Source organism: Actinomadura sp. B10D3 (assembly GCF_039871695.1).
Classification (GTDB): Bacteria; Actinomycetota; Actinomycetes; order Streptosporangiales; family Streptosporangiaceae; genus Spirillospora; species Spirillospora madurae.
In genome coordinates this window covers 155,908-179,334 of the sequence record NZ_JBDPLY010000012.1, presented here as the reverse complement: position 1 = coordinate 179,334, position 23,427 = coordinate 155,908, and the positions used below count along the sequence as shown (strand labels likewise).

The 23,427-nt window shown below is 68.6% G+C and carries 12 protein-coding genes; 5 read left to right on the top strand and 7 right to left on the bottom strand.

What is annotated here, in order from left to right:
• Positions 1-224 precede the first annotated feature (224 nt).
• From ABGB11_RS19925 to ABGB11_RS19915, 3 genes are read left to right on the top strand one after another with little or no spacing between them, the layout of a single operon-like run.
• On the top strand, positions 225-407 hold the full coding sequence (locus tag ABGB11_RS19925; RefSeq protein WP_147339319.1) for a hypothetical protein: 183 nt from the start codon (positions 225-227) through the stop codon (positions 405-407).
• 45 nt (positions 408-452) lie between these two features.
• Positions 453-1,817: an N-6 DNA methylase gene (locus ABGB11_RS19920; RefSeq protein ID WP_347634866.1), complete on the top strand. Its 1,365-nt coding sequence runs from the start codon at positions 453-455 to the stop codon at positions 1,815-1,817.
• Positions 1,817-2,971: a hypothetical protein gene (locus tag ABGB11_RS19915; RefSeq protein ID WP_347634864.1), complete on the top strand. Its 1,155-nt coding sequence runs from the start codon at positions 1,817-1,819 to the stop codon at positions 2,969-2,971. The genes ABGB11_RS19920 and ABGB11_RS19915 overlap by 1 nt, the downstream gene beginning before the upstream one ends.
• A gap of 114 nt (positions 2,972-3,085) precedes the next feature.
• On the opposite strand, the gene ABGB11_RS19910 is transcribed toward ABGB11_RS19915, so the two are convergent.
• The gene (locus tag ABGB11_RS19910) at positions 3,086-4,186 is read right to left on the bottom strand and encodes a methyltransferase domain-containing protein (RefSeq protein WP_347634862.1); all 1,101 of its coding nucleotides are present in this window, start codon (positions 4,184-4,186) and stop codon (positions 3,086-3,088) included.
• A 254-nt stretch (positions 4,187-4,440) separates the two neighbouring features.
• On the opposite strand from ABGB11_RS19910, the gene ABGB11_RS19905 reads away from it, so the two are divergent.
• Positions 4,441-5,937, top strand: a complete 1,497-nt coding sequence (locus tag ABGB11_RS19905; protein WP_347634860.1) for a peptide deformylase — start codon at positions 4,441-4,443, stop codon at positions 5,935-5,937.
• Positions 5,938-6,232: 295 nt separating this feature from the next.
• Here the strand turns inward: ABGB11_RS19905 and ABGB11_RS19900 are convergent, their stop codons facing one another.
• Together ABGB11_RS19900 and ABGB11_RS19895 are read right to left on the bottom strand one after the other, a co-directional pair.
• Positions 6,233-6,427, bottom strand: a complete 195-nt coding sequence (locus ABGB11_RS19900; RefSeq protein WP_347634858.1) for a DUF397 domain-containing protein — start codon at positions 6,425-6,427, stop codon at positions 6,233-6,235.
• Positions 6,418-7,227 carry a helix-turn-helix transcriptional regulator gene (locus ABGB11_RS19895; RefSeq protein ID WP_347634857.1) on the bottom strand — a complete coding sequence of 270 codons (810 nt, stop codon included), beginning with the start codon at positions 7,225-7,227 and terminating at the stop codon, positions 6,418-6,420. Before ABGB11_RS19895 ends, ABGB11_RS19900 begins: the two co-directional genes overlap by 10 nt.
• 136 nt (positions 7,228-7,363) lie before the next feature.
• Here ABGB11_RS19895 and ABGB11_RS19890 point away from each other — a divergent pair, with 136 nt between their 5' ends.
• The gene (locus tag ABGB11_RS19890; RefSeq protein WP_347634856.1) at positions 7,364-7,759 is read left to right on the top strand and encodes an ATP-binding protein; all 396 of its coding nucleotides are present in this window, start codon (positions 7,364-7,366) and stop codon (positions 7,757-7,759) included.
• Between the two features lie 60 nt (positions 7,760-7,819).
• Here ABGB11_RS19890 and ABGB11_RS19885 read toward each other — a convergent pair whose 3' ends face one another.
• The 4 genes from ABGB11_RS19885 to ABGB11_RS19870 form a co-directional block, all read right to left on the bottom strand.
• Positions 7,820-11,929 carry a DNA methyltransferase gene (locus tag ABGB11_RS19885; protein WP_347634854.1) on the bottom strand — a complete coding sequence of 1,370 codons (4,110 nt, stop codon included), beginning with the start codon at positions 11,927-11,929 and terminating at the stop codon, positions 7,820-7,822.
• Positions 11,929-14,835 carry a DEAD/DEAH box helicase gene (locus tag ABGB11_RS19880; protein ID WP_347634852.1) on the bottom strand — a complete coding sequence of 969 codons (2,907 nt, stop codon included), beginning with the start codon at positions 14,833-14,835 and terminating at the stop codon, positions 11,929-11,931. Before ABGB11_RS19880 ends, ABGB11_RS19885 begins: the two co-directional genes overlap by 1 nt.
• A gap of 42 nt (positions 14,836-14,877) precedes the next feature.
• Positions 14,878-21,108: a protein kinase gene (locus tag ABGB11_RS19875; protein ID WP_347634850.1), complete on the bottom strand. Its 6,231-nt coding sequence runs from the start codon at positions 21,106-21,108 to the stop codon at positions 14,878-14,880.
• A 141-nt stretch (positions 21,109-21,249) separates the two neighbouring features.
• Positions 21,250-23,337 carry an N-6 DNA methylase gene (locus ABGB11_RS19870; protein ID WP_347634848.1) on the bottom strand — a complete coding sequence of 696 codons (2,088 nt, stop codon included), beginning with the start codon at positions 23,335-23,337 and terminating at the stop codon, positions 21,250-21,252.
• Positions 23,338-23,427 lie beyond the last annotated feature (90 nt).

Sequence of the window (23,427 nt, the reverse complement as noted above, 5' to 3'; positions counted from 1 at the left end):
GCGCACCTACCGCAATTGGGTGACCCCTCTGCGTCGCTAGAATCGGACATATATCGGCAGAGGGACATCAATCTGGCTCTAGGAAAACCCAAACAACGTGCTCGACGGGGTTCGCGGCCGTAGCCTCCTACTGTTCTCGTGTCGGGCGAGGCTGACCGCCCGCCGCACCGGAACCCGCGCGACCGTCCGCCGGCTTCGCGCGCCCAGTAGAGATGGAGCCGCAGATGGAGCGAGTACTCATCGTGGTCGTGGTGATCCTGGTGGCGCTGATCGCGGCGCTGCTGGCCGCATTCCTGAAGTGGCTCGACGGTGGCCGGGTCATCGGGTCCATCGCAGCCGGGGCCGCTGCTTTCGCCGCCGCGGTGCCGGTGGTCGTCCTGCTCATGAAAACGGGCGGCATCGCGTGAACAAGGACGCGGGGACAGCGCGCCCGGTCACCAAGAGGAGTGGAGATGCCGCCTGAAATCCGAATCCCAGTGCGTGACTTGGGGAACCTTCTGGAATTTCACGATGCCTGCCGCGTCGTGGCCGGACTCGTGATTCTGAGGGACCAGGCACGATACAGTCCGCAGAGCGACCAGCATTCCTTGTGGAACTGGCTCTTGGCCCAAGCGGACAAGCCCCGGCAGCAGATGGGGCTTTCGGTACGAGAATGCCTGCTCCGGTACCAAGACGAGGAAGGCCGCGGGTTCGTGCCGCGTCTTCCTCCAACGGCCGACGACGCGCTGCGTCGCCTGGTCAAGGCGATCCATCGAGTCGGCCGCCTTGATGATTGCCTGGACCAATGCTTGCAGGACTTGTCCGAAGCGAAGGCGAAAAGCGGGGATTACTTCACCCGCAACGACGTCGTGCGGTTGATGGTGGCAGCGGCGGATCCTCAGGAAGGCCAGCGGGTGCTTGATCCGGTGTGCGGTTCAGGCGGATTGCTCATCGGCGCCTACCGCCACGTGTCCGATCGCACGGGCCGGCCGTCGAATCTCGAACTGACCGGCCAGGACGTGCACGCCTCCGCGCTCTATGTGGCGCGAATGAACCTGGCCGCCCGCGGCATCCACGCGCGAGTTCCCCCGCCGGTGGACAGTCTCGCGCGGCCCGCCGAGTCGTCCTATGACATCGTCCTGGCCAATCCGCCGTTCAACGGCTCGTGGCGTGCCGAACCGCGCACGGACGATCCGAGGTGGTCGGACGAGGCGGCGCCCCCTCAGGACAACGCGAACTTGGCATGGATCCTCCACATCGTGCACGCGCTCGCTCCTCGGGGCAGAGCGGCGATTCTCATGGCAGAGGGGGCCGCGACCGGGGCACGACATGTGGAGCAGCGGGTGCGCGGACGGCTCGTCCAGGACGACGTCGTCGAATGTGTGGTGGCACTGCCGCCGGGCCTGTTCGCCCACAGCCGTGCCCCCTGCTGCCTGTGGCTGCTCAACGCCGACAAAGGCCCCTGCGATGAGTGGAGGAGCAGTGACCGTCGGGGCAAGGTGCTCTTCATCAACGCGCGGAAGGCGTACGAACAGGCGCCGAGGCGTAAGCGTCGCCTCAGCCCGGAAGGGGTCGAGCAGGTGCTGCGGACACTCGGGGCGTGGCGAGAGGTGGACGGGCAGTACCGTGACGAGGCCGGTCAGTGCCGTTCCGTCACCGCCGAGGAGATCACCGATCAGCGATACGACCTGCAGCCGCCGAGGTACACCGGTGAGCTCGGCATCGGCGATGCTCCGGAGCAGCGGCAGATCGACGAGCTCACCGCCGAACTCCGGGACAGGTTCCAAGAGTCGCGCGTCCTGGAGGCCGACCTGCTTCGAGTCTTGGACGAACTGTGATGCGCGCACTCGACATTGAGGGCTGGCGGCGCATGACGGTCAAGGAGGCCGCGGACCTGAAGGTCACCTACGGCCTTCCGGAACACGAGCTCCCCAGCGGCGGGGCAGTGATCAGAGCCGGTGACGTCCGCGACGGCCGCCTCTGGACGTCTCCCCCGGCCCCTGCCGCACTGCTGGACGGCAGGTACAACCGCGCCGTCCTCGCCAAGGGCGACCTGGTCGTGGTACTCGTCCGCCGGGTGGGTGACGCGGCGCTGATCGACCAGCGCCATACCGGCTGGGTGACGACGCGCTCGGTCGGCATCCTCCGCTCAAGCGACCATGACATCACCCGTTGGCTGAAGATCTGGTTCCAGACGCCCGTCGCCCGCGCCTGGTTCGACCGGCATGTGTCGGCGCACGTCGAGCCGACCCTGAGCATCGACCGGCTGAGGGCGATGGAGGTGGCCGTCCCTCCTTCCGGACGAATCGAGACCCTCAGCCGACTTGTCGAGTTGATCCAGGACAAAAGGGACCTCAATCTGCGGATCGCCGCGGACGCCGTCACCTTGGCCGACGCTCATCACGCCATGCTGGTGCGGCGGCATCGACGGTCATGGACGCCTGCCACGTTCGGTGCCGTCACTTCGGTCATGACCGGTCGGCCAGGCCGATCGCAGGCTGACTTGAGCGGCGTCGCGACGTCCCGGATAGCGCCGGCCGACGTCCTGCGCGCGGATCCGCCCTACATTCAGGGAGGACAGGAAACGCATGCCGAGCCGGGGGACGTCTGCGAGCCGGGAACCGTACTGGTCGCGTCACGACCCGAAGGGGCCCGCGCCGCACTGACCTGGTTCCGGACCACCCCCGCCCGGGGAGTGCTCGCGGTGCGCCCGTCCGATCCCTCGGATCGCTGGTGGCTGCTGCACGAGCTTCGTTCCAGAAGCGAGGAGCTTCCTAAGATCGCGCAAGGTCGGCAGGCAAGGGAGATCAGTCGACGCGCCTTCTCGCAGTTGGAGCTGGCCTGGCCCGGTGACGGGGTTCGCCGGCGGTTCCAGGAAGTGGCCGAACCCCTTCACGACAGAGCCCGTTCGGCCCTTGAGGAGAACCGGCTGCTGGAGGAACTGCTCGATCGGGTGCTGCGGGACGTGTCCACGATCGCAGCACGCATCTGACGCCATGACCCGTCGGCTCTCCTCTTCCGGAGGGGCCGGGGTGCGGGCTCCGGTCGGTTCAGGTGGCATGACGCCAGGGGATCCCGGGAGCCCTCCCTTCTCACGGGCCCCAGGTCAGGCGATGTCGCCGGGATGGTCCAGCCAGACGCGGTCGCCGGCGGGTGACACGGTCAGGCCGAAGCGGTCGCGGCCCGGGCTGCGATGGGCGATCCAGTCGAAGTAGGCCGACACCGCCAGATCCCACAGGGGCCGGTCCCCGCCCTGCTCGACATCGAAGGAGTCGCGGCCTGGCTCGTAGTGAGCTTCGGCCCACGCGTCCGCGCTCCACAGGCGCAGCGTGTAGGCGGCGCCGTCGTGCGCGCCCCTGGCGCACACACCCGGTAGCGCAGCCCCCATCGCCAGGTCGGCGCCCGCCGGGGCGTAGCCGATGGTCCGGGGGTCGATGTCGGTCGTGGACCGGTCCCCGTGCCGGTCGGAGGCGTCCCAATCGGGGTGACGCTGCGCCCGCATCATCATGTACGAGGCGTAGCCGGTGAACCGGCCCACGGCGGTACCGTCCGGCATCACCACGAGCCGCAGTTCGTGGCTGGACCCGAATCCTGGGGCATAGGGCGTCGCGATCACCCCGCCGGGGCGGGTCTGCCCCACCCACGCATACGGCACGCGGGCGACAGCGCACGTGGCGTGCACCCGGTCGTAGGGTGCTTCCTGCGCCCAACCGTGAGCGCCGTCCCCCACGATGAGCCGAGGAGCCTGGCCCGCGCTCTTGAGATTGGCGGACGCCTGTGCCGACACCGCGGGATCGACCTCCACGCTGGTGACGTTCGCCGAGCCGACCAGACGCGACAGCAGCGCGGCCGTCCAGCCGGTACCGGTGCCCACGTCCAGCACGCGGTGCCCTGGCTCGACGTCCAGCAACTCCAGAAGGGACACGACGGTGCTCGACGCGGACAGCGACGAGGTGAAGCGGCCCGCACCGGTCGTGAGATCGGTCGTGCCGTCGTCGAGTTGGGTGATGATCGCGTCGTCGCCGTAGACCAGATCAAGCCAACCTTCGGGGTCGGCCTCCTTGCTCACCCGTTCGCCGTCGCCGGTCCAGGCCACCGGCGGCGCGAACACGTGCCGGGGGACGTCATGCAGCGCCGCCCTGACGCGGTTCTGCGTCAGCCACCCGGCGGCGGTCAGCCGCTCGATCAGCGCTTCGACGCGCTGCATGACGTCTCCCATCAGTCGATCACTTCCCCCGCTTGCCGTCGCCCTTGTCGTCCTTGTTCGGCGGCGGAATGGGCTTGTCTGGTTTGTGGCCGTTCTTCTCGGCGGGGTCCTCGTGCTTACCCATGGTGCTGCACCTCCTCGAAGTTGTCCTCACAGATGAGGAGACCGCCGATGCAGTCGGTGAGGCCACGCTGACGGGACCTCATTCACGGTTCATTCACACCCTCATCCCGGAATGGAGAGAGGATCGGGCCATGGCTTCCCAGCAGCCCGCCGACAGGCCGGAGCCCCCGTCCGCTCAAAGAACCTCGTTCGGCGCGGCCCTGACTCGGTGGCGCGAACGGCGGACGATGTCGAAGAAGAAGCTGGCCGCCGCGATGGGCTTCGATCCCTCATACGTCAGCCACGTGGAGGCGGGACGTCACCCGGCCAGCGAGGACTTCGCCCGTAAGGCCGACAGCGTGCTCAGTGCCGGCGGTGCACTGTGGCAGGCGTGGCGGGCCGACGGGCCGCTCCGAGCCGCCGGCGCCGGTGCGAGCGACACTGATGGCCTCGTGGTGGAGGAGGACCATGCCCGGCTGGAGTACGACGGGACGGTGTACCGGCCGATGCAGCGGCGCCGTCTGTTCAACGGCGGCGCCGAACCGGTCACCCGCTACCTGATCCGCATCAGCGTCGACCGCTACCCCGGCCGCCCCGACCGGTCCAACGCGCTGTACCGGGCCCGGCCGCTCACCTGGGACGAGCTCGCGCTGACCGCGTCCTGCGATGGCGAACCCATGAGCTGGCACCCCAAGCAGGACCGCGACTCCTTCAAAGAGGCATGGCTGCGCCTGGAGAACGACCGCGGACGCTTCCCCCTCTACCCCGGTCAGCACTCGACTATCGAGTACGGCTACCAGGTCGACGACGGGCGGTGGGGCCCGTGGTTCCAACGCGCGGTCCGCCTGCCGACCCGGCGCCTGTCGGTCGAGTTGGTATTCCCTGCCGGGCTGGATCCGGTGGTGTGGGGCACCGAGACCTCCACTACCGCCGAGGCCGTCCCGCTGCGCACTCCCATCACCCGCGCCGAGGACGGGGATCGGCTGGTGTTCTCCTGGGCCACCCAGGATCCGCCGATGGGCGCCCGCTACCGGCTGGAATGGCGGTTCCGGACCCGCGACGACGACATCGAGCAGCACCGCCCCCAGTTGCGCACAGCCAGCGACCGGATGAGGGCCGCCGGCATCGTCCAGCGCGGCGAACCGATCCTGGCCACCACCGCGCGCCCGTTCGATCTGCCCGCCGAGGCCGGTGAGGCGGGCGACGTCGTGGACCAGTTGTTCGCCGCGATGCAGCGGGTCCGCGAACACCACGTGTTCGGCAAGGGCATGGGCTTGGCCGCCCCACAGATCGGCATCGACCGCGCCGCCGCCGTCATCGCCCCACCCGACCCGGACGCCGAACCGCTCGTACTGCTCAACCCCCGCGTGATCAGCGCATCAGCCGAAACCGACGAGCACTATGAAGGCTGCCTAAGCTTCTTCGACGTCCGCGGCCTGGTGCCCCGTCCGCTCAAACTGGAAGTCGCCCACACTCGGCTGGACGGGCGGCAGGTGGTAGCCGTCCTGAATGCCGCACTCGCGCGTCTGGCCGGGCATGAGATCGACCACCTCTACGGACAGCTCTACACCGACCGGATGCGTGAGGGCGTCCACCCGATCCCCGTCGAGGACTACCGAGGCACCGGTCAAGCCTGGACCTACCGCTGAGTCGCCCGGACGCAGAATGATCGGTCTGGGAGTCGGAGGCCAGTTCCACGCAGTTGCCGCCGGTGGGGCCGCTGTGGGTGCCAGGGTGGGGTTCTCCAGGGGGGCATGGGGCCGGTATCCGGCACGCGGTTGGGCTTGCCAGCGGGCGTGTCCGCTCGGCTGCGGTTGCCACTGGGTCAGGTGGACGGACTTGGCCTCTTGCTGTGGGGAGGGTGAGGCGGCGGGTCGTCCGGGCCGGGGGACGGGACGACCCGCCGCTGCTCGGTGGTCGGGGGCGGCGCGGGGTGCCGGGTGGTCAGTGCGTGTCGGCGGCGGACTGGACGGCGGTCCGCAGGGCCGCGCGGGTCAGCAGGAGGACGGGCCCGTCCGGATCCTTGCTGTCCCGCACCGCCACCACCGATGCACCGGCCAATCCAGCCAACTCGACGCAGTTGCCGCCGTTGGAGCCGCTGTAGCTGCTCCTGCGCCACTTGGCGTCTGTCAGGTCCATTTTTCTCGGATGACCTTTCGTATCAGTTCGCAGGACATTTCTTGTGTGAGTGCCCGGGAACGGAGGTCAATCAGGGTACGCGCCAGGATGGAAAGCTCTGCGGGGTTGTCCGTCGTGGTGCCCCGAACGGCAGTCTCGATGTAGGCGACCTCGCTGCGGTCCTCCATCGTCGCGACCACGAAAGCCCCCATGTTGCCGTCGTGCTCGCCGCTTCCTAAGACTACTTGAACCGTGACATTCGGCAACGAGCTGATGGCGATCAGACGCTCCAACTGCTCCCTCATCGTCTCGGGCGTGCCCACGAGTCGGGTGAGCACCTGCTCGTCGATCAGCAGCAGTAGAACCGGGGGAGCCTTTTCGTCGTCCCTGCTGATGACGGCCTGTCGCTGGAGTCGGGCATCGGCGGCCTCTTTGTTGCCGCGCAAGATCGACAGTGCATAGGCCGGCGTCTGGGCAAGGCCAGGAACCACCGAGTGCTCGTAGCAAACGAGGATTGCTGCGTCTGCTTCGATCTGGGGCCAGTCGAACCAGATCGGCACAGGGTGACCGTCCTTGTTGAGGTCCTCCCACAGGTTGATGAGCGAGCCACCAGTGTCCAGATGATCGTCCACGATCTCGACAAAGGAGCGGGTGGCGCGCCTCTTCCCGTTCTCGATCCGACTGATCTGAGCACCGCTCATCGTTGTCAGTTGCGCGATGGTCTCCTGCTTGACCCCCTTGGCCTCCCGCGCACGGCGCATCTGGCGGCCGAAGGCGACGAGGGCGGGGGAGTCGCGAGGACGCTGACGCCGTGGGGGCATGGCTCTTACCTTTCGAAGGAAGCTACCAATGATGAAGAGGCACTTCCCAAGAACTACCAGCACTTCTTGGTAGGCACATAGTAGCCCGGATAGTGGCTCACTGTGTGTTGTACGACACACACGGTGAGGAGAGATCATGGGCGGCGCGGCGGAGAACGAGATGGTGGTGAAGCAGGACCTCAAGGTCGTTGCGGAGGTGCGCCGGTTCGTGCGGCTGGTCACCGGCCAGTGGGACATGGACGACTTCGTCCCATGCCTGGTGGCCAGCGAGCTGGTAACCAACGCCCTCCAGCACGGGACGTCCGTAACCGACAACGACGTGATCTTGCGGTTGAGCCGCACCGAGGACGACGCGCTGTGGATGGAGGTCCAGGACGCCGCCTGCGCCCTCCCGCACATGCTGGCGGCCGACACGACCAGCGAGACGGGCCGTGGCCTGTTCATCGTCGACCAGTACGCCCGCTGCTGGGGCATCCGCGCCCTGGCCGACAACGCCGGCAAGATCGTCTTCGCGGTCATCGACCGCACCTGAAGACCAGCGGAGGGGCGTTCCCTACCGCCCGCCCCTCCGCTACCTACCGACGACGTCGGCTTACTCGTGCCGAGGCCCGTGCCCCGGCGGTGGAGTGAGTGTGGACGTGTAGTTCTCCCCATCCAGCAGCGGCCCGTCGAGATCAACGCCGACCGCAGCCATCCGGTCGTACTGGGCAAGCACGAGATCCTTCGTCCGGTACGTCCCGTACTTGGCGATCTCGTTGTTCTTCAGCCCCCCTCCGGAGTCGGACTGGAAAGTCTCCAAAATGTAGTCCGTGTCCTCACGATCGATCCCGTAGAGGTGGAAAAAGTAGGCGTCCAATTCGGCGCGAATCTGAGCCCTTCTTCCTTCGTCCCACTGGAACGGCTTCCCGGTGTCCCTGAGGTCACGCGCGAGTCCGGCCATGTCGTTAGCTGTGTATACGAGCTCGAGTACTCGCGGTGTCAAAAAATGTGTATGCGCAGCTAGGTCCTCGGGCGTAGGCACAGGAAGCTGCTTCCAAACAAAAAGCTTCAAATGCATACTTCCCGTTTTTTGACGACTCACGTAATCAAATACCAGCGAACTTTGCGCGGCAATCAGCGCAGACGCGAGTTCAGGGGCTACATGCGGCAGCATCAGCGGAAATGTTTCCACGACGGCAGCGCGGGGAAGGAAGGTCGGGATGGCGGTACGCTCATTAACCGCCTTGGTGATGTCGCGCCAACCGCAAAGCCAATTCCTCTTCCAGTTGAGTTTCCCCAGACGAACGCTGACACCAGGGCTCTGAACCTCGCGCCCTCTCCTGTGTACAGGAATCATCCCGTCTTCGGCGATCCAGTAGCGTGGCATAGCCGAGCTGTCCGGGCGCGCCTTCTCTTCACTTCTTACTGCGACGCGATCTTCGTTGCCTGTGCCGAAGAAACTGTTCCATCGGTGGTCGAAGATGTGGGCCATTTTACCCTCATATAGAGGGAGCATTTTTTCGTCGTTCCGCACGAAAACATTTCCCTGGAGAAGCCAGCCTTCGTTCTCGAGTTTCTGGCGTGTGTGGAAGAGGTCAGAGTCGTCTGTTGTATGAAAGAGGGTTGCTTTGAAGGATACTCTCCAAGTATTTTTGCTTGCTTGGTCCTCTTGAAGAATTGGGATGCGCCTATAAATGGCCGTGGTTATATCTGCGTCACGGCGAGTGCGAAACACGGGCAGGTTGCCAGTATTTGGATTGATGAGCTCGATTTCTCTGGGAGTGAGAGTGTATAGTCTCTTTGAGGCATCTAGATCGCCCGTGTCGAGCATGAAAAATGCTAGTTTGGCCTCTGGCTCCACCAGGGACTTGCCTACCATGGATAGGAGGCAGAACTTGAAGGTCGCATCGACGCCTTCGAAGATTAGTTTGCGATTCTCGAAGTCGTATAGATGCTTCACAGCACTTCGTTTGGCCAGGGAAGCGAACAGGTGCTGAGCTCCAGCGCTTGTCGCGATGGCTGTTTGGACGATGCAGCCGAAGCGTCCATTTTTTGCCACGACGGACTCAAATCGCTCGACAAAAAGCTGGTCCGTCTGAAGCGTGGTGACCCCCTTAACTGTGAGTCCCTTTGCGCATTGGGGGAATGCGCCGGAATCGCCAGCGAAATGAAACGATGATTTCACTTTTCGACGCGCGGCCCGATATCGTCGACCTGCTTCTTGGTTTTCCTCTATCCACTCGGCGATGCGAGTTCTGCGAGCCAAGCCGGAGATCTTCGCAATAGAGGGCTCGACAACGCTGAAGTACTTCTTGTCTTCGAAGTCGACCTTGTCCCATGGCGGGTTTCCGAGCACGCAGGAGAAGCCTCCTGTCCAGCCGGTAGCCGGGTCGATGTCCCCGCTCGATTCTTCGGCTGAGACTGTGAAGATTTCGGGAAACTCCAGGTGCCAGTGGAAGAAGTGGTACTGCTCGCTTAGCCGCGCGATCTCGTCGTGGACGTCCTGACCGGCGGCCGTCGCGTTGGGGTCCTGGAGGGCGCGGAAGACGTCGTGAGTGATTGGCGTCGGAGCGTCCTTGGTTTTGTGCCACATGAAGGCGGCGCACCAGGCGTCCGCCACGTGGACGGCCTGGCTGTACTCCGCCGAGGACTTCCAATCCTCGTACGCGTCGGCCTGACGGTGGACGTCCCGGAGGGTGTTAGACGGGGCGGCGGTGATGCGGCGCAGGCTTTCGGCGAAGGCGGTGTTGGCGACCTTCGTTTCCTCGAACAGGTCGAACAGGCCGCCCTGTCCCTCACGTTCCTTGTTGTTCTGCTTGGCGAAGAAGTTGGCGTAGGCAGCGTCGTCGCCCTCGACCGGCTTAAACGCCTTCGTCGGAATGCCGTCCTTCAGCAGGACTGGCGTAGCGCCTACGAGGCCGTTGCCCAGCTTGATGTGGGCGTCCAGGAACCCGAGCGGCTTGCCGGGCTCCAGGGCCTCCAGCCACAGCGACACCTTGGCGAGTTCGACCGCCATCGGGTTGAGATCCACCCCGTACACGCACCGCGCGATGACCTCGTGGAGCGCGTGGCGTACCGCGTCCAGCGTCGGTTCGGGGTTGCCCTCGCGGACGGCTGCGACGCGCTTGGCGATACGGCGGGCCGAGGCGACGAGGAAGTGTCCGGAGCCGCAGGCCGGGTCGCAGACGGTCAGAGAGAGCAGTTCGGCGACGATCGCCTCGGTCGAGTCAGGTTCGCCGGCTGCGGTGGCCCTCTCCTCGCCGCGCTTCTGGGCGTCGTCGATGACGGGGTCGAGCGTGGAGTCGAGCAGCGTCTCGATCAGGGAACTCGGCGTGTAGTACGAGCCGGTCTTCTTACGGTCGTTGCCGAGCCGGTCGACCAGCTCGAAGGTCCGCTCGACGGCGCTGTGCTTGGGGACGAGTTCGAGGAGCGACTCGTAGATGGAGCCGAGTTCCTCCGAGCCCATGTTGCGGTAGTCGACCTGGCGCCAGCGCCGCGTGTCGCCGTCGTGAATGCGGGACAGGTGGCGGACGGCCTCCAACAGGTGCACGTTCGCCAGGGCGAGGCCATGCAACGGGGCGTCGGCGGGGGCGTCGTCGAAGAGGCCACCGAGCCCGGGAAGACCGAGTTCGGGACGTCCGTCCTCGTCACCGAGCGCGTCAAGCACGATCTTGAGGGCCTGGTAGAGGTCGGCGTGCGAGGTCCCGCGCCGCCGCTGGGCCTGCTGCCGGAGCCGCGCGGACGAGAAGTACTTCCGGTACCGCTGGCGGACCTCGTCCGGCGTGCCCTTGGGGTGCAGGGCGTCGCGTTCCTCGGCGACGAACAGGAAGATCAGCCGGTAGGCGAGGCGGAGCAGCGCGCCGTGGAAGGCGTGCACGTCCAGGTCGCGGAGCAGTTCGGTGTTGGCGGGGTGCTTGAGGAAGCCCGTCCCGAGCGCGGTGATCGCCTTCTGCACGCCCTCGCGATGGTGTTCAAGGGCGCGGGTGCCGGAGTCGATGGCGTCCGTCCGCCATTTTTCGAGCCAGCACGAAGAGGGTGGCGCGCCGTCTTCGACGGCGAAGCGGGAGGCGTGCAGGAGGCGGTACAGGAGCACGAACTCGCTGAACAGCTCCCCATCGAAGATCGCCTCAAGGTCGAATTCGACGTAGGCGGCGGTGGCGAGGGCGCTGGAGTCGCGCAGCAGCCTGAGCTGGCGCCCATTGGTCAGCACGGCCCACAGGTGGGCTTCGGTGCGGTTCAGGCACTCCTGCACGAGCGACTGCGGCGGGACGGTGCCGGGGCCGCCGGGTCGGGTGTCGAGCCGGGTGTTCCAGGCGGTCAGGTGGATCGGGACGTGCGTCCACAGGTGGCTGATCGCGAACGTCTTGGTGTCGTCGTCGGCGTCGATGCCGGACGCGCCGAGGGCGGTGAGGCGGCCGAAGCTCAGCTCGGCGAACAGCGGCTCCAGCCACTGGCGGATCGCGAGGCCCGTGGGGTCGGCGGGGGTCTCGGCCTCCGGCGCGACGGGCAGCTTGCCGCGCAGGTCCTTCCACACCGACTTGAGGTAGTCCCAGTGGCGTTCGGCCTCGTCGGGGACGGAACGGGAGCCGAAGATGTCGTAGTCGGCGGGCTTGGAGCCCTCGACGTCCTTGCCCTCGGAAATCCTGACGAGCATGTCGGCGGGGAGCAGCCCGCCGATGGTGTGGACTGAGGAGAAGATCTGCGTGCGTGCGGTGGCGGACATCAGGCGACACCTCCGGAGACGGCACCGGTCACGGGCAGGTACACGTAGGCGCCGAGGATGTCGGCGGGCCGCTGCGCCTTGACGTCCACGCCCCGGATGATCTCGCCGGCGGCGCTGCGGACGCGGCGGTGCGAGTCGCGGAGCTCGGCGGCGAGCCGGTCGCCGTACTCGTTGAGGTGCTCCGTGGCGTCGGGCAGGGCGTCCAGGACCCGTTTCATCGTCCGCTCTCCGAAGGTGGGGTCGGTGTTCTCGTCGGCGGTGGCGTGCAGCAGGCGCGCGGCGTCCTCGGGCGGCAGCCAGGTCGCGTCGGCCGGTGCGCCCTCGAAGGCGAGGAGCCGGGCGTCCTCGGCGACGAGCTGCCGTTCGCCGACGCGGGACGGCAGCGTCAGGTGGAACCGGTAGCGGACGAGCAACAGGGTCGTCCGGGTGGAGACCGCTCTCGTCCGGATGACGCCGCAGCGGCGGGCCGGGCGGGGACCGTCGGTCTGTGGGTCGAGGGCGGCGTTGAGGAGGTGGCCGGCGAGCGCGCCGACGACCGGGTCCGTGCGGACGAGTGCCGCCTCGCCGCGCGTCACCGCCGACACGGTCCGGAACGGGACCTGTTTGCCGTTCTCGATGATCCCGCCGCCGAGAATCGGTGCGAGCACGTCGCGAAGCCCGACGGGGCTGCCGCTCAGGTCGGCGCCGAAGTCGCCGGGGGCGTCGCCGCCCTCGTAGAGGACGCCGTCCAGGGCGGTGAGGGCGTGGCGGACGAAGCCGCGGATCTCGCCGACGTCGCCGAGCGCGTCCCGGGTGGCGTCGACCTCGCGCTTGACCTCCTCGGGGCGGATGGCGTTCTGCGCGAACCTGGAGCGGGACGCCTTCTCGCGCTCGGCCGTGGAGTTCCACTCCTGTTCCAGCTCGGCGGCCTTCTCGCTGACGGCCTTGACGTCCTCGGCGCCGAACAAGGCCTCCTGCTCGCCGCTCTCCCTGCGCATCAGCAGCCACTCGACGATCGCGTCCGTCACGCCGGAGGACGCCTCGTCGGGCACGGAGACGGAGATGCCGAGGTCCTGCCAGATCTGGCGGTGCTTGCGGATCAGGACTTCCAGGACCTTGCCGTCGATGCCGTTGTCGCTGCCGTAGAGGGTGATGACCTTGACCTCGTCGCGCTTCTGGCCGTAGCGGTCGACGCGCCCCTCGCGCTGGTCGTGGCGGGCCGGGTTCCACGCCAGGTCGTAGTGGACGACGGCGTCGAAATGGTGCTGGAGGTTGACGCCCTCCGACAGGCAGTCGGTGGCGACGAGGACGCGGCGGGCGTCGGGGTCGTCGGCCGTCTCGTCCGCGAGGTCCTCGATGCGCTGGAGGCGCTGCTGCGGGGACAGGGTTCCGGTTACGGCCCGCACGACGGTCTTCCTGCCGAGCTTGCCGTCGAGGTGGTCGCGGACGTACTCGGCGGTCGGGATGTAGCGGCAGAAGACGATCGGGTGGTAGCCGTCCTTGAGCAGCGCCTTCAGGTGCTTGATCAGGGCTTTCAGCTTCAGGTCCTCGGCCGGGCCCTCGAGGTCGGCGGCGCGGTCGGCGAGCGCGGCCAGCCTTGCCCCCGCCCCGCCGGTCTCGGGGTCCGTCTCGGCGCCGGGGGCGACGTCCAGGCCCTCCAGCGCGTCGTTGTCGGCGGAGTCGCGGGTCAGCGGCGCGCCCAGCTCGTCGGCCTCCTCCGCGGTGGCGGCGGACGCGGTGGCCGATCGGGTCCGCAGGGTCTGCGCGGCGGCGCGCGGCGAGGACACCAGGGACCGCAGCAGCGCGATCGCCGACCACCAGGCGATCCGGGCCTCGCGCCTGCCCTGCTCCCCGGCGACGGTGACCCGCTCGCTCGCGTAGCCGATCGCGTCATCCAGAAGCGATCGGTACGCGGGCGACAGCTTGTAGGTCTCGTCCTTGAAGAACCGGTCGGCGGGGAACTCGGTCTCCTCGTCGAGGTACTTGCGGATGTCGGCGCGGCGGCGCTGCACGAAGTGGAGGGCGAGGCGGGCGCGGTCGGGGCCGCTGTTCATGTCCAGGTCGCCGAACTCGGGCTTCAGCAGGGCGAGCAGGTTGCGGAACGCGGCCTCCTTGCCGCTGTGCGGGGTCGCCGTCACCAGCAGCAGGTGGCGCTCGGTGTCCTCGGCGATGCGCTGGAGCAGTTCGTAACGTCGCTGGCTCTGCTGGGACGTGTGGTCGTCGGCGGCGACGCAGGTGTGGGCCTCGTCCACGATGACCAAATCGGGGCAGCGGCGGACGAAGTCGTCGCGGTGCCGGTGCGACTTGATGAAGTCCGTGGAGACGATCACGTGGCGGTGCTTGTCGAACAGGGACTGCCCCATGTCCAGGTCGCGTTCGAGTCGGGTGACCGTGGAGGACAGGACCAGCTCGGCGTCGATGCCGAACTTGGCGCGCAACTCCTCCTGCCACTGCTCGGCGAGGGCCGGCGAGCACAGCACCGCCAGGCCCTTCGCCTCGCCCTGCGCCAGCAGCTCGCTCGCGATCAGCCCGGCCTCGACGGTCTTGCCGATGCCGACGTCATCGGCGATCAGCATCCGGACGGTCTTCTGCCGCAGCGCCATCATCAGCGGGACGAGCTGGTAGGCGCGCGGCTCCACCGCGATCCCGGCGAGCGAGCGGAACGGTCCCGCGCCCGACCGGAACCCGATGCGCAGCGCGCTGCGCAGCAGGCCCGCCGCGCGGAAGTCGCCGAGGTCCCGCGGCGACGGTGCCGCGAACTCCGCTCCCCGCACCTCCTCGAAGGCCGGGAATACCGCCGCGATGTCGTCGTCGGCGCCGCCGAGAGGGCGCAGCACCAGCATGTCCGGGGCGCTCTCGGGCAGTACGACCCATTCGCGGTCGCGGACCGAGACCAGGGAACCGGGGGTGTAGTCCGTCGTCGTCAAAAGGACCTCGCGTGGGGGGTTCGTCGAGTGTCTTTACGTGGATCAAGCGGTGGGAGAGGCGCCGAACCAGCTCGGGGTCTCGGCGACGATCGCGTCCCAGTCGGCGTCGTGGGGGAAGCGGAGGACCTCCCAGCCGCGGTTGCCCAACCGCTGCTCCGCCTGGCGGTCGCGTTCCTTGACGTTGGCGTGCTGGTGGACGGGGCCGTCGACGAACACCGCGAGCGTCACGCCCTGCAGCCGGTACACGAAGTCGGGGCGGGCCTGCGCATCGGCGACATAGGTCTGCGCCTCGTCGGGCATCCGCAGACCGCGCTCCTTCAGCCAGGTGACGAAGCGCTTCTCCAGCGAGGAGTCCGACTGGCGGGACAGGCGCTCGAGCTGATCGGTGCGGGACTCGCCGCGTCCCGTCGCGGTGGTCTTCGCACTGGCCAGGCGCACCAGGAGGTCCTTGATGGCGTGCCGGTCGATCGCGCCGTGGTCGAGCTGGTTGCCGTAGGTGAGCAGGCAGTCGTAGCAGCCGCGGGCGCACGGCCGGTCCGGGTGCGGGCCGCCGAGGTCCTCTCCGTGCTCGTCGAAGTGGCAGATGTCCAGCGCCGCCTTCGCGGCCTTCCTGAGCGCGCCCGGCATCGACTGCATCAGGCGCAGCACTCCGGCGCCGCCCTCGGCCGCCTCGGTGAACAGCATCCGGTCGCGGGGGCCGTCGTCGGGCGGCAGCAGCTCGCTGGACAGCTCCGAGTCCTCCAGCTCGAACGCCGCCTCGATCCCGCGCTCCAGCGCGTACATCAGCGACAGCGCGACCGGGTACTCCAGCGGCTCGGCGAGCTGTGCGACGAGGATGTTGCGGCGGTCCTGCACGTACGGGATGACGCGCTTCTTGCGCTTCTTCTCGTTGCCGTCCGTGTCGACGACCGGCATCTCGCTGGAGTCGCCGGACGCCTCCGAGGCGGCCTTCTCGGTCATCCACTCGCCGGTCGCGGGGTCGAGCCAGAAGCCGTCCGGCTCGCCGTCCTTGGCGCGCAGCCGGCCCAGGTTCGTGATCCGGACCGTCGCCGAGTCGCCGAAGGACACCGTGGCGATGGTTCCTTCGTCATCGGTGATCAGGGCGTCCTGGCGGCCCGCGCGTGCGCCGTGGTCGGCGAACCGGTACGACGTGACGAGCCGGAAACCCGCCCTGCGGCGCTCCTCCTCGTCGGAGGAGATCCGCGCGCGGGCCTTGGTGTAGACGGTGTGCATCTGGAGCAGCCCGTACTTGGCCTCGGGCAGCAGCTCGTCGCACATCTGGCAGCGGTCGGCGCCGTCGGTGGAGTCGTGGTGGTAGCCGCAGGCGGCGCAACGGCGGGCGTCGGAGGTGACGACATCGCCCGTCCCGCCCGGCGGGAGCTGGATGCGGGTCACCTGGTAGCGGGAGCCCTCGTGGTAGATCAGCGCGCCCGGCCCGAACTCGCGGATGGCGAGGAACCGGGGGCGCTGGAGGTAGTCGCCGTCCCGGAAACGGCGGTCCTGCATGTTGATGTACGCGGCCAGGGGGAGCCGGGGGAACGAGTAGCCCGGCAGGAAGCCCTCGCTGGCCAGGTAGCGGTGCGGGCCGAAGTCCGACAGGACCGACCGGCTCTCCGCCGACTGGTTCTTCAGCAGGTCGAGCTGCGTCTCGGCCTCCCGGCGCCGGCCGACGGCGATCTTGTTGTCGCGGTCGGAGAGCGTGGTGTCGAGGACGCGGCGGTTCTGCTCCGCCTGGTCCACCAGCGCCGCCTTGAACAGGTCCCGCCAGCGGTCGAAGGCCCGGTTGAAGCGGTCGGGGGCGCGTTCGACCGCGTCCTCGATCCAGGTGTCGTCCCACCAGACCGTGGCGGCGAAGTCGTCCAGCAGCCCGCCGAACACCTTCTTGGCCGCCGCCACGGCGCGCCTGCGCGCGGCCTCGCTGCTGATCGCCTGGACGACTGTGTCGTGCAGGGGGAGAGGCGGGTCGGGGCGGCGGGAGTCCTCGTCGTAGCCGATGTCCACGATCGCGGGGATGTTGTTGTGCAGCTCCAGGCCCGTCTCGGCGAGCCAGATCGCCTGGATGTGCGACCGGACGAGGTCCTCGTTCGCCAGGTCGAGGCGCGGCGGCGCGACCGCGCCCGCCACCATCCGCGCGGACCGCCGGAAGTAGTACTGGTCGTGGCTGTTGCCGGTCGCGCAGTAGGTGGTGACGAGCGCCGGCTGGCCGGACCGTCCCGCCCGCCCGCTGCGCTGGGCGTAGTTCGCGGGCGTCGGCGGCACGTTGCGCATCATCACCGCGTTGAGGGCGCTGATGTCGACACCTAGCTCCATCGTGGGCGAGCAGTACAGCAGCTTCAGCTTCGCCTCGCTGAACGCCTCCTCGCGCCTGCGCCGCTCCTCGGGGTCGACCTGGGCGGTGTGCTCGCGGGCGATGAGGCCGCCGAGCTCCGCGGCGGTCTCGCGGTACAGGTCCCGGAAGAAGACGTTGACGCGGGGGCCGTCGCCGCTGGCGTAGGTGCGGGTGAGGGGGTCGTGGGCGCCGACCTCGCCCGTCCCGGCCCGCCACATCAGGCACGCCGCCGAGACGCGGTAGCCGGTCACGGTCGGGCCGGTGGGCCGGCGGCCGCGCCTGGCCCACCCGGGCGTCACCGACACCTCCTTGACCAGGTTCGCCTTGGTCAGAACCGTGAGCAGCTCCTTGATGAGCAGCTGGGCGTCGTCCACCGACAGGTCACTGAAATGCACGCGCCGCAGGTACTTGCCGAACTTGTTGGACCCGGACAGGAACAGGCCCGAACGGTCGAGGCCGGGCCGCGCCTTCTGCGGGTAGGCCGTGCCGACCTTGGGCTCGTCGCTCCTCGACAGGACCCACGGGTCGGCGAGCCGCTCCTCGCTGGCGCGGCGGAGGCTGTCGAAGTCGTCCCGGAAGTACTGGACGTCGATGGCGAGGGAGCGGCGCATCTCGTCCAGCAGCGCCCGCATGATCTCGGCGCGGCGGCCCGGTTCGGCATCGCGCAGCGTCCGGTGCGTTCCCTCCCAGCGGTCCTCCCTGGCGGCCAGCCAGTCGAGGTCCTCGTAGTCGATCTTCAGTAGGCCCGTCTGCTCCAGGTTGGGCATGGTGACGCGCCAGCCGCGCTCAAGATCCAGGTAGAGCTGGAACGCGACGACGTCCCGCAGCGTCCGCGCCGCGTTGCGCGCCATCGACGGGGGCAGGTCGGACGAGCCGGTGTAGTCCGCGACGTCCAGGCCGAGGGCGCCGACGACCCTGGACGCCAGGTCCTCGTGGCTGATGCCCTCCTCACCCGCCTCGACGGCCGCCCGGTAGAGCGCGCCGCGAAGCTGGGTGATCTGGACGAAGTCGTTGAAGTGACCGGCCTGGAGGGAGGCGTCCTGCCGGTTGTCGACGAAGGTGAGCAGCTTGCGGGCTTCCTTGACCAGTGCCCCCTCGGGCACCGCCCGCAGGAACCGGATGATCGAAGCCGACACCAGCGACGTCGCCGAGGAACGCCCCTCCTGGTCGAGAGTCGCCAGCTTGGCGAAGTCCTTGCCGCGGACCTGTTCGTAGCTCACCCCGCAGTGCAGGCAGAACCGGAACGGCGCGGGGATGAACGCGGCGTCCAGCTCGCCCTGGCCCTCAACGCCGTAGGGATCGACGCGGACGGGCACCGGGAGCTTCGAGCGGTGGTTGGTGCGCACGACCTCCTGGCCGGTGTCGTCCACCTCCAGCCACGACTCCGGCAGCCGGCGGTCGTCGATCGCCTCCTCGGCGGTGCGCGGCCACGGCCGGCCCGAGTCGACGTACAGGTAGCCGTCGCCCTCACGGCCACCCGACGCCGCGGTGTCGCGGCGCGGCCCGTAACGGACCATGCCGTCCTTCTCCGTCCGCCACACGGTCAGGTACTCCTGGCCGCACTCCCGGCAGAACGCCAGCGGCAGGAGGATCTTGCCGTCCGTATCCGGCTGGACGAGCTGGTAGTCGCGGGTGAGGTGCCGCGTCGCCGGGTCCTCCAGGGTGACGTAGACGGTGTCGCCCTTGGACAGGAACTGGTGCAGCCGGAACGCGAACAACGGGCGTTCGGTCACCGAGTGCTGGGCCTCCGAGCCGGCCTCCAGGGTGCGGCGGATCGCCTGCGCACACACCTCCTCCGGGACCCCGGACTCCCCGGCGAGGTCGGCGGCGGCCTCCTCGATTCTCGCGGGCGTCTGGCGGACGAGTCGTCCCATGGGGTCCTCGGCGAGGCCGAACCGGGTCTCGATCCAGCGGGCCAGCGGATCCTTCACCAGGTCGTCGTAGGCGCGGGGGGCGGCGGACGCCCGCAGCCGCTGCGCCGGCACGGTGGCCGGGGGCTCCTCGGTGGCGCGCACCAGCGTCTCGCCGATGACGTCGTCCTTGTCGACCTTGATCCCGAAGAGGGTGGTGGCGACGCGGGCCACCTCTAGCTTCTGGTCCTCGAAGGTTCCCTCGCTCGACATCGTCGCCGACGTGCCGATGCACTGCAGGTTCTCGGCCTGGCACGCCTCGCGCACCCGCCGGATGAGCAGGGCGACGTCCGCGCCCTGGCGGCCCCGGTAGGTGTGCAGCTCGTCGAAGACCAGGAACTCCAGGCCCTTCGCCATCCGGATCAGCGAACCGCGGTCCCTCGGGCGGGTGAGCATCAGCTCCAGCATCACGTAGTTGGTGAGAAGGATGTCGGGCGGATTGTCGCGGATCTCCCTGCGGCGCTCGTCGTCCTCCTGCCCGGTGTAGCGGGCGAAGGTGACCGGCTCACGGCCCACGCCGTAACCGTCCTGCAGGTACTTCTCCAACTCGTTGAGCTGGCTGTTGACCAGGGCGTTCATCGGATACACGATGATCGCCCGGACGCGCTTGCCGGGCGCGGTCTCACGCTCGCGGAGCACCCGGTCGACGATGGGCACGATGTAGGACAGCGACTTTCCGGAGCCGGTGCCGGTCGTCAGGACGTAGGACCGCCTGCGGTCGGCGGCCTTGATCGCCTCGAGCTGGTGCTGGTGCAGGGTGAGCGGACGCCCGTCGCACTTGGTGCCCCCTCGGGTCTTTCCCGCCTGGAAGATGCGGGCGCACTCCTCGTGGAGGAGCTTGCCGTCGCCGCTCAACTCCGAAACGGTGCCGCCGGACGCGAAGAACGGATTCAGCGACACCCACGGGTCCGGCCACTGGGACTTCTCGTCCAGGGTGCTCTCGACGTACGCGGCGATGCGGCCGTCACGGATGACCGTCCCGCCCTCGGTGAACTCCCGGTAGTTCTCGATGAGCTGCCGGTGCAGCCCGAACACGTCCATCACCGAACCCACCGCCGGGCGCGGCCTCTCCGGCACTGGGGCCGGTTCGGGTGCGGGTGCCCGCCCGGTCGACGCGAGGTAGCGGACCGGGTCGTAGCCCGCCCAGTCCTCGACCGTCGCCTCGCCCTCGGCGAGGGGAAGGAGCGCCTCGCGGACCGCCACGGCGTCGGCCGGGCGGTCCTCCGGCTGCTTGCTGAGGAGCCGCTCGACCAGTCGGGCCATGTCCTCGGGGATGTCCGAACGCAGCAGCCGCAGCGGAGCCGGCGCCTCTGTCCGGTGTTTGTCCCCCAGCTCGTGCGCGTTCTCGCTCACGAACGGCGGGACCCCCACCAGCAGCTCGTAAAGCATGCAGCCGAGCGCGTACAGGTCGGCGGCCTGCGTCACCGCCGCGTCGAGGAACTGCTCAGGGGCCATGTAGCGGGCGGTGCCCACCGTGACTCCCGTACTCGTCACCCTGCCGGCCTCGCCGTCGTCGATGATCCGGCCCATGCCGAAATCGAGGACCTTGACCTGGCCTCCGGGAAGCAGCATGACGTTCGCGGGCTTGAGGTCGCGGTGGACGATGCCGGCGCGGTGCGCGACCGACAGGCCGTCCGCGATCTGCGCGCCGAGAGCCGCGGCCCAGGCCACCGGAAGCTGGGCGTGCTCCCCAGTGAGCACCTGCAAGGTGTGGCCCTTGAGCAGCTCCATGGCGATGAACGGCAGGCCATCGCCCTCGTCGAGGCCGCCCGCGATGATTCGGGGCAGGTTCGGGTGCTCGTTGAGGCGCTGCATGATGACGACTTCGCGCTCGAACCGCTGAATGGCCTTCATATCGGCCCGCGAGTCGATGACCGCACCCGTCCGGCTGCGCAGGATCACCTTTACCGCGACCTCGCGGTCCCGGTCGCCGCCGTCCGCCTGAAGATCGATGGCGCGGTGGACCTCGCCCATGTTGCCCTTGCCGAGAGCGCCTGTCACGCGGAACCGGTTCGCGATGCGATCGGCAGTCACAGCCACACCCTCATCCCCCCGGACGTCTCTATCGAGACGGGGCCTCGGACATTTGTCGGCCACCACACGCCTATTAACGTGCAGACCGTTGTTAAACGGATCGTAGGGGCCCACATGGCGAGGAAGTTCCGGGTTTCCCCGTTACTCGGCTTCATAAGGAAGCAGCGCACCGCTGCCGAGGGTGGCGGCCCAAAGGTCCGCCGTCTCGTTTGCGCAGGCAGCGGCCTTTTGTGCGCTGATTCGGAGTTCGTGGACCTTCCGGAACGCCTGACCATAAGCGGCCTGCTCATCAAGTGTGAGCAGCGGGACACGCAGCCGAGGCGGCACGAGCTGGTATGTGGAGGAGCCGGTGGTCGCCTGGTTGACGTTGTCGGGTGCGCTGACGAATCCGGCGAGGAACCACGGATCGAGACGTGCCGGGTCGGGCCGGAGCAGGAATACGCCGTTGCCGAGCAGGCATCCAGCGTCGTCGTCGCCGGCCACCCGGGTCGCGACGCCCTGCGGGCCAACGACCTGGGTGACCAGGACGTCTCCCGCCTGGATGACGAACGGGTCGGCCAGGGGCGTCTCGCGTGCGTCGCCGCTGGCCCGCCTCCCGCTGAGCAGGTCACGGGCCCGGAGTACGGGACGGTCCGCGAGGTCGGTGGGCGGGTTATCGGCAGAGGAGGCCCGCACTCCCCGATGGACGGCGAGCGCGCCGCCGCGAGCGAGGTCGGCGATCGTGGCGCTGCGCCAGGTGTGGCTCGCGTCCCCGGCCGAGGCCAGCGGCCCGATCTCGCTCGCCTCGGCCAGCGTGGCCACGCCCGCCTTGAGGCGCTCGGCGAGTTCGAGGACGTCGCGCAGAGCCGTGTCCGGAGTGACCATCGGCGCCGTGCGGATGTGCCGTGCCGGTGAGAGATCCACGAGATCGTCCAGGAGGTCGATCGTCGCCACCGCGCGGGCGGTCCCCGGGATCTCGGTGAACTCGGTCGGCGCGATGAACGCCTCCCACGTGCTGAGGATCGTCGTGTGGAGCTTGCCCGTGTCCGGTGCCTTGCCTTGGTTGGGCGGCTCCTCCGTGGCGGCGGCCTCGTCGGAGGTGTCCATCAGCAGGACCTGGTCCGGGTTGGGACGGCCGACTTCGGGGCGTCGCAGTATCCACAGGTGAAGCCCAATGTGGTGCGGTACGGCGAGGCCCGGCGGGAGCGCGATGATCCCGCACAGTGCCCCCTGCCGCAGCAGTTCGGACCGGATGCGGCGGCCGGACGATCGTGACGCGGTCGCCGGCGGGAGCAGTAGCACGGCGCGGCCGCCCTCGGCCAGATGCGCCAACGCGTGCTGGACCCAGGCCAGTTCCGATTCCGAGCGTGGTGGGACGCCGTAGGCCCATCGCGTGTCGAGTGCGAGTTCGTCGTGCCCCCAGTCGCGGTCGCCGTAGGGCGGGTTGCACACGACGGCGTCCGCAAGCAGGTTGGGGAAGGCGTCGTTGCGCAGGCTGTCGCCGGTCCTGACGTCTATCGAAGCTTTGGGCGCCGTCTCGGCCAGCCGGGTCTTCGCTTGGGCCGCTGTGACAGGGCGGTACTCCTGGCCGTTCACGCTCGCGCCGGGCTTGAGGGCGGCCGCGGTCGCGGCGAGGAGGCGCCCGCCGCCGCAGGCCGGGTCGAGAACGCTGCGGACACGCAGGCCTCCGGACGTCGCCAGCCCGGCCATCAGGTCGGCGAGCATCTCCGACGTCGGATGCGTCCCGCGGATGCCGATCGGTCCTTCGGTCTGATCGTCGAGGACGTCGAAGACGGCGAGCGGGCCTTCCTCGTGGGCCACCTTCGCCGCCGATCGCAGGAGATGCGCGGGGACGCCCGCATGGCCCGATCGGCTGGCTCCGGTCGACGAGACCGCTTCCGCGTACAGCGCGATCAGTTCGTTGTCGTCCAGGGTCGCGGCCTCGGCGCGCTTCTTGGCGTCCAGCTCTGCCAGGTGCGCCGTGAACAGGGCCACGGCCTCGGCCTCGCGCGGCGTGCGGCCGTGCAGGTGCGCCCGCAGGTCGTCCCTGGACGAGCGCTCGGGAAGACGGCCCCGCGCGTCGAGCCACGCCTCGATCTGCGCCCGGTCGTAGCTGGGGCTGGCCTCCGTCCCCCCGCTGGGCTGCGGAAAGTCGGGGTGGCGCCGGCGCCAGTTGCTCACGGTCGCCCGCGTCACCCCGGCCAGCCGAGAGATCTCGGCGGCGGTCAGTTGCTCGCTCTGCGATGCCATCAGAACTTCCTCGTCAGCTTTCGGGAGCATCGCCACTGTACACCATCCAATGATGCAAAGCCATTTGACAGTGCTTTCATGTCATGCTCT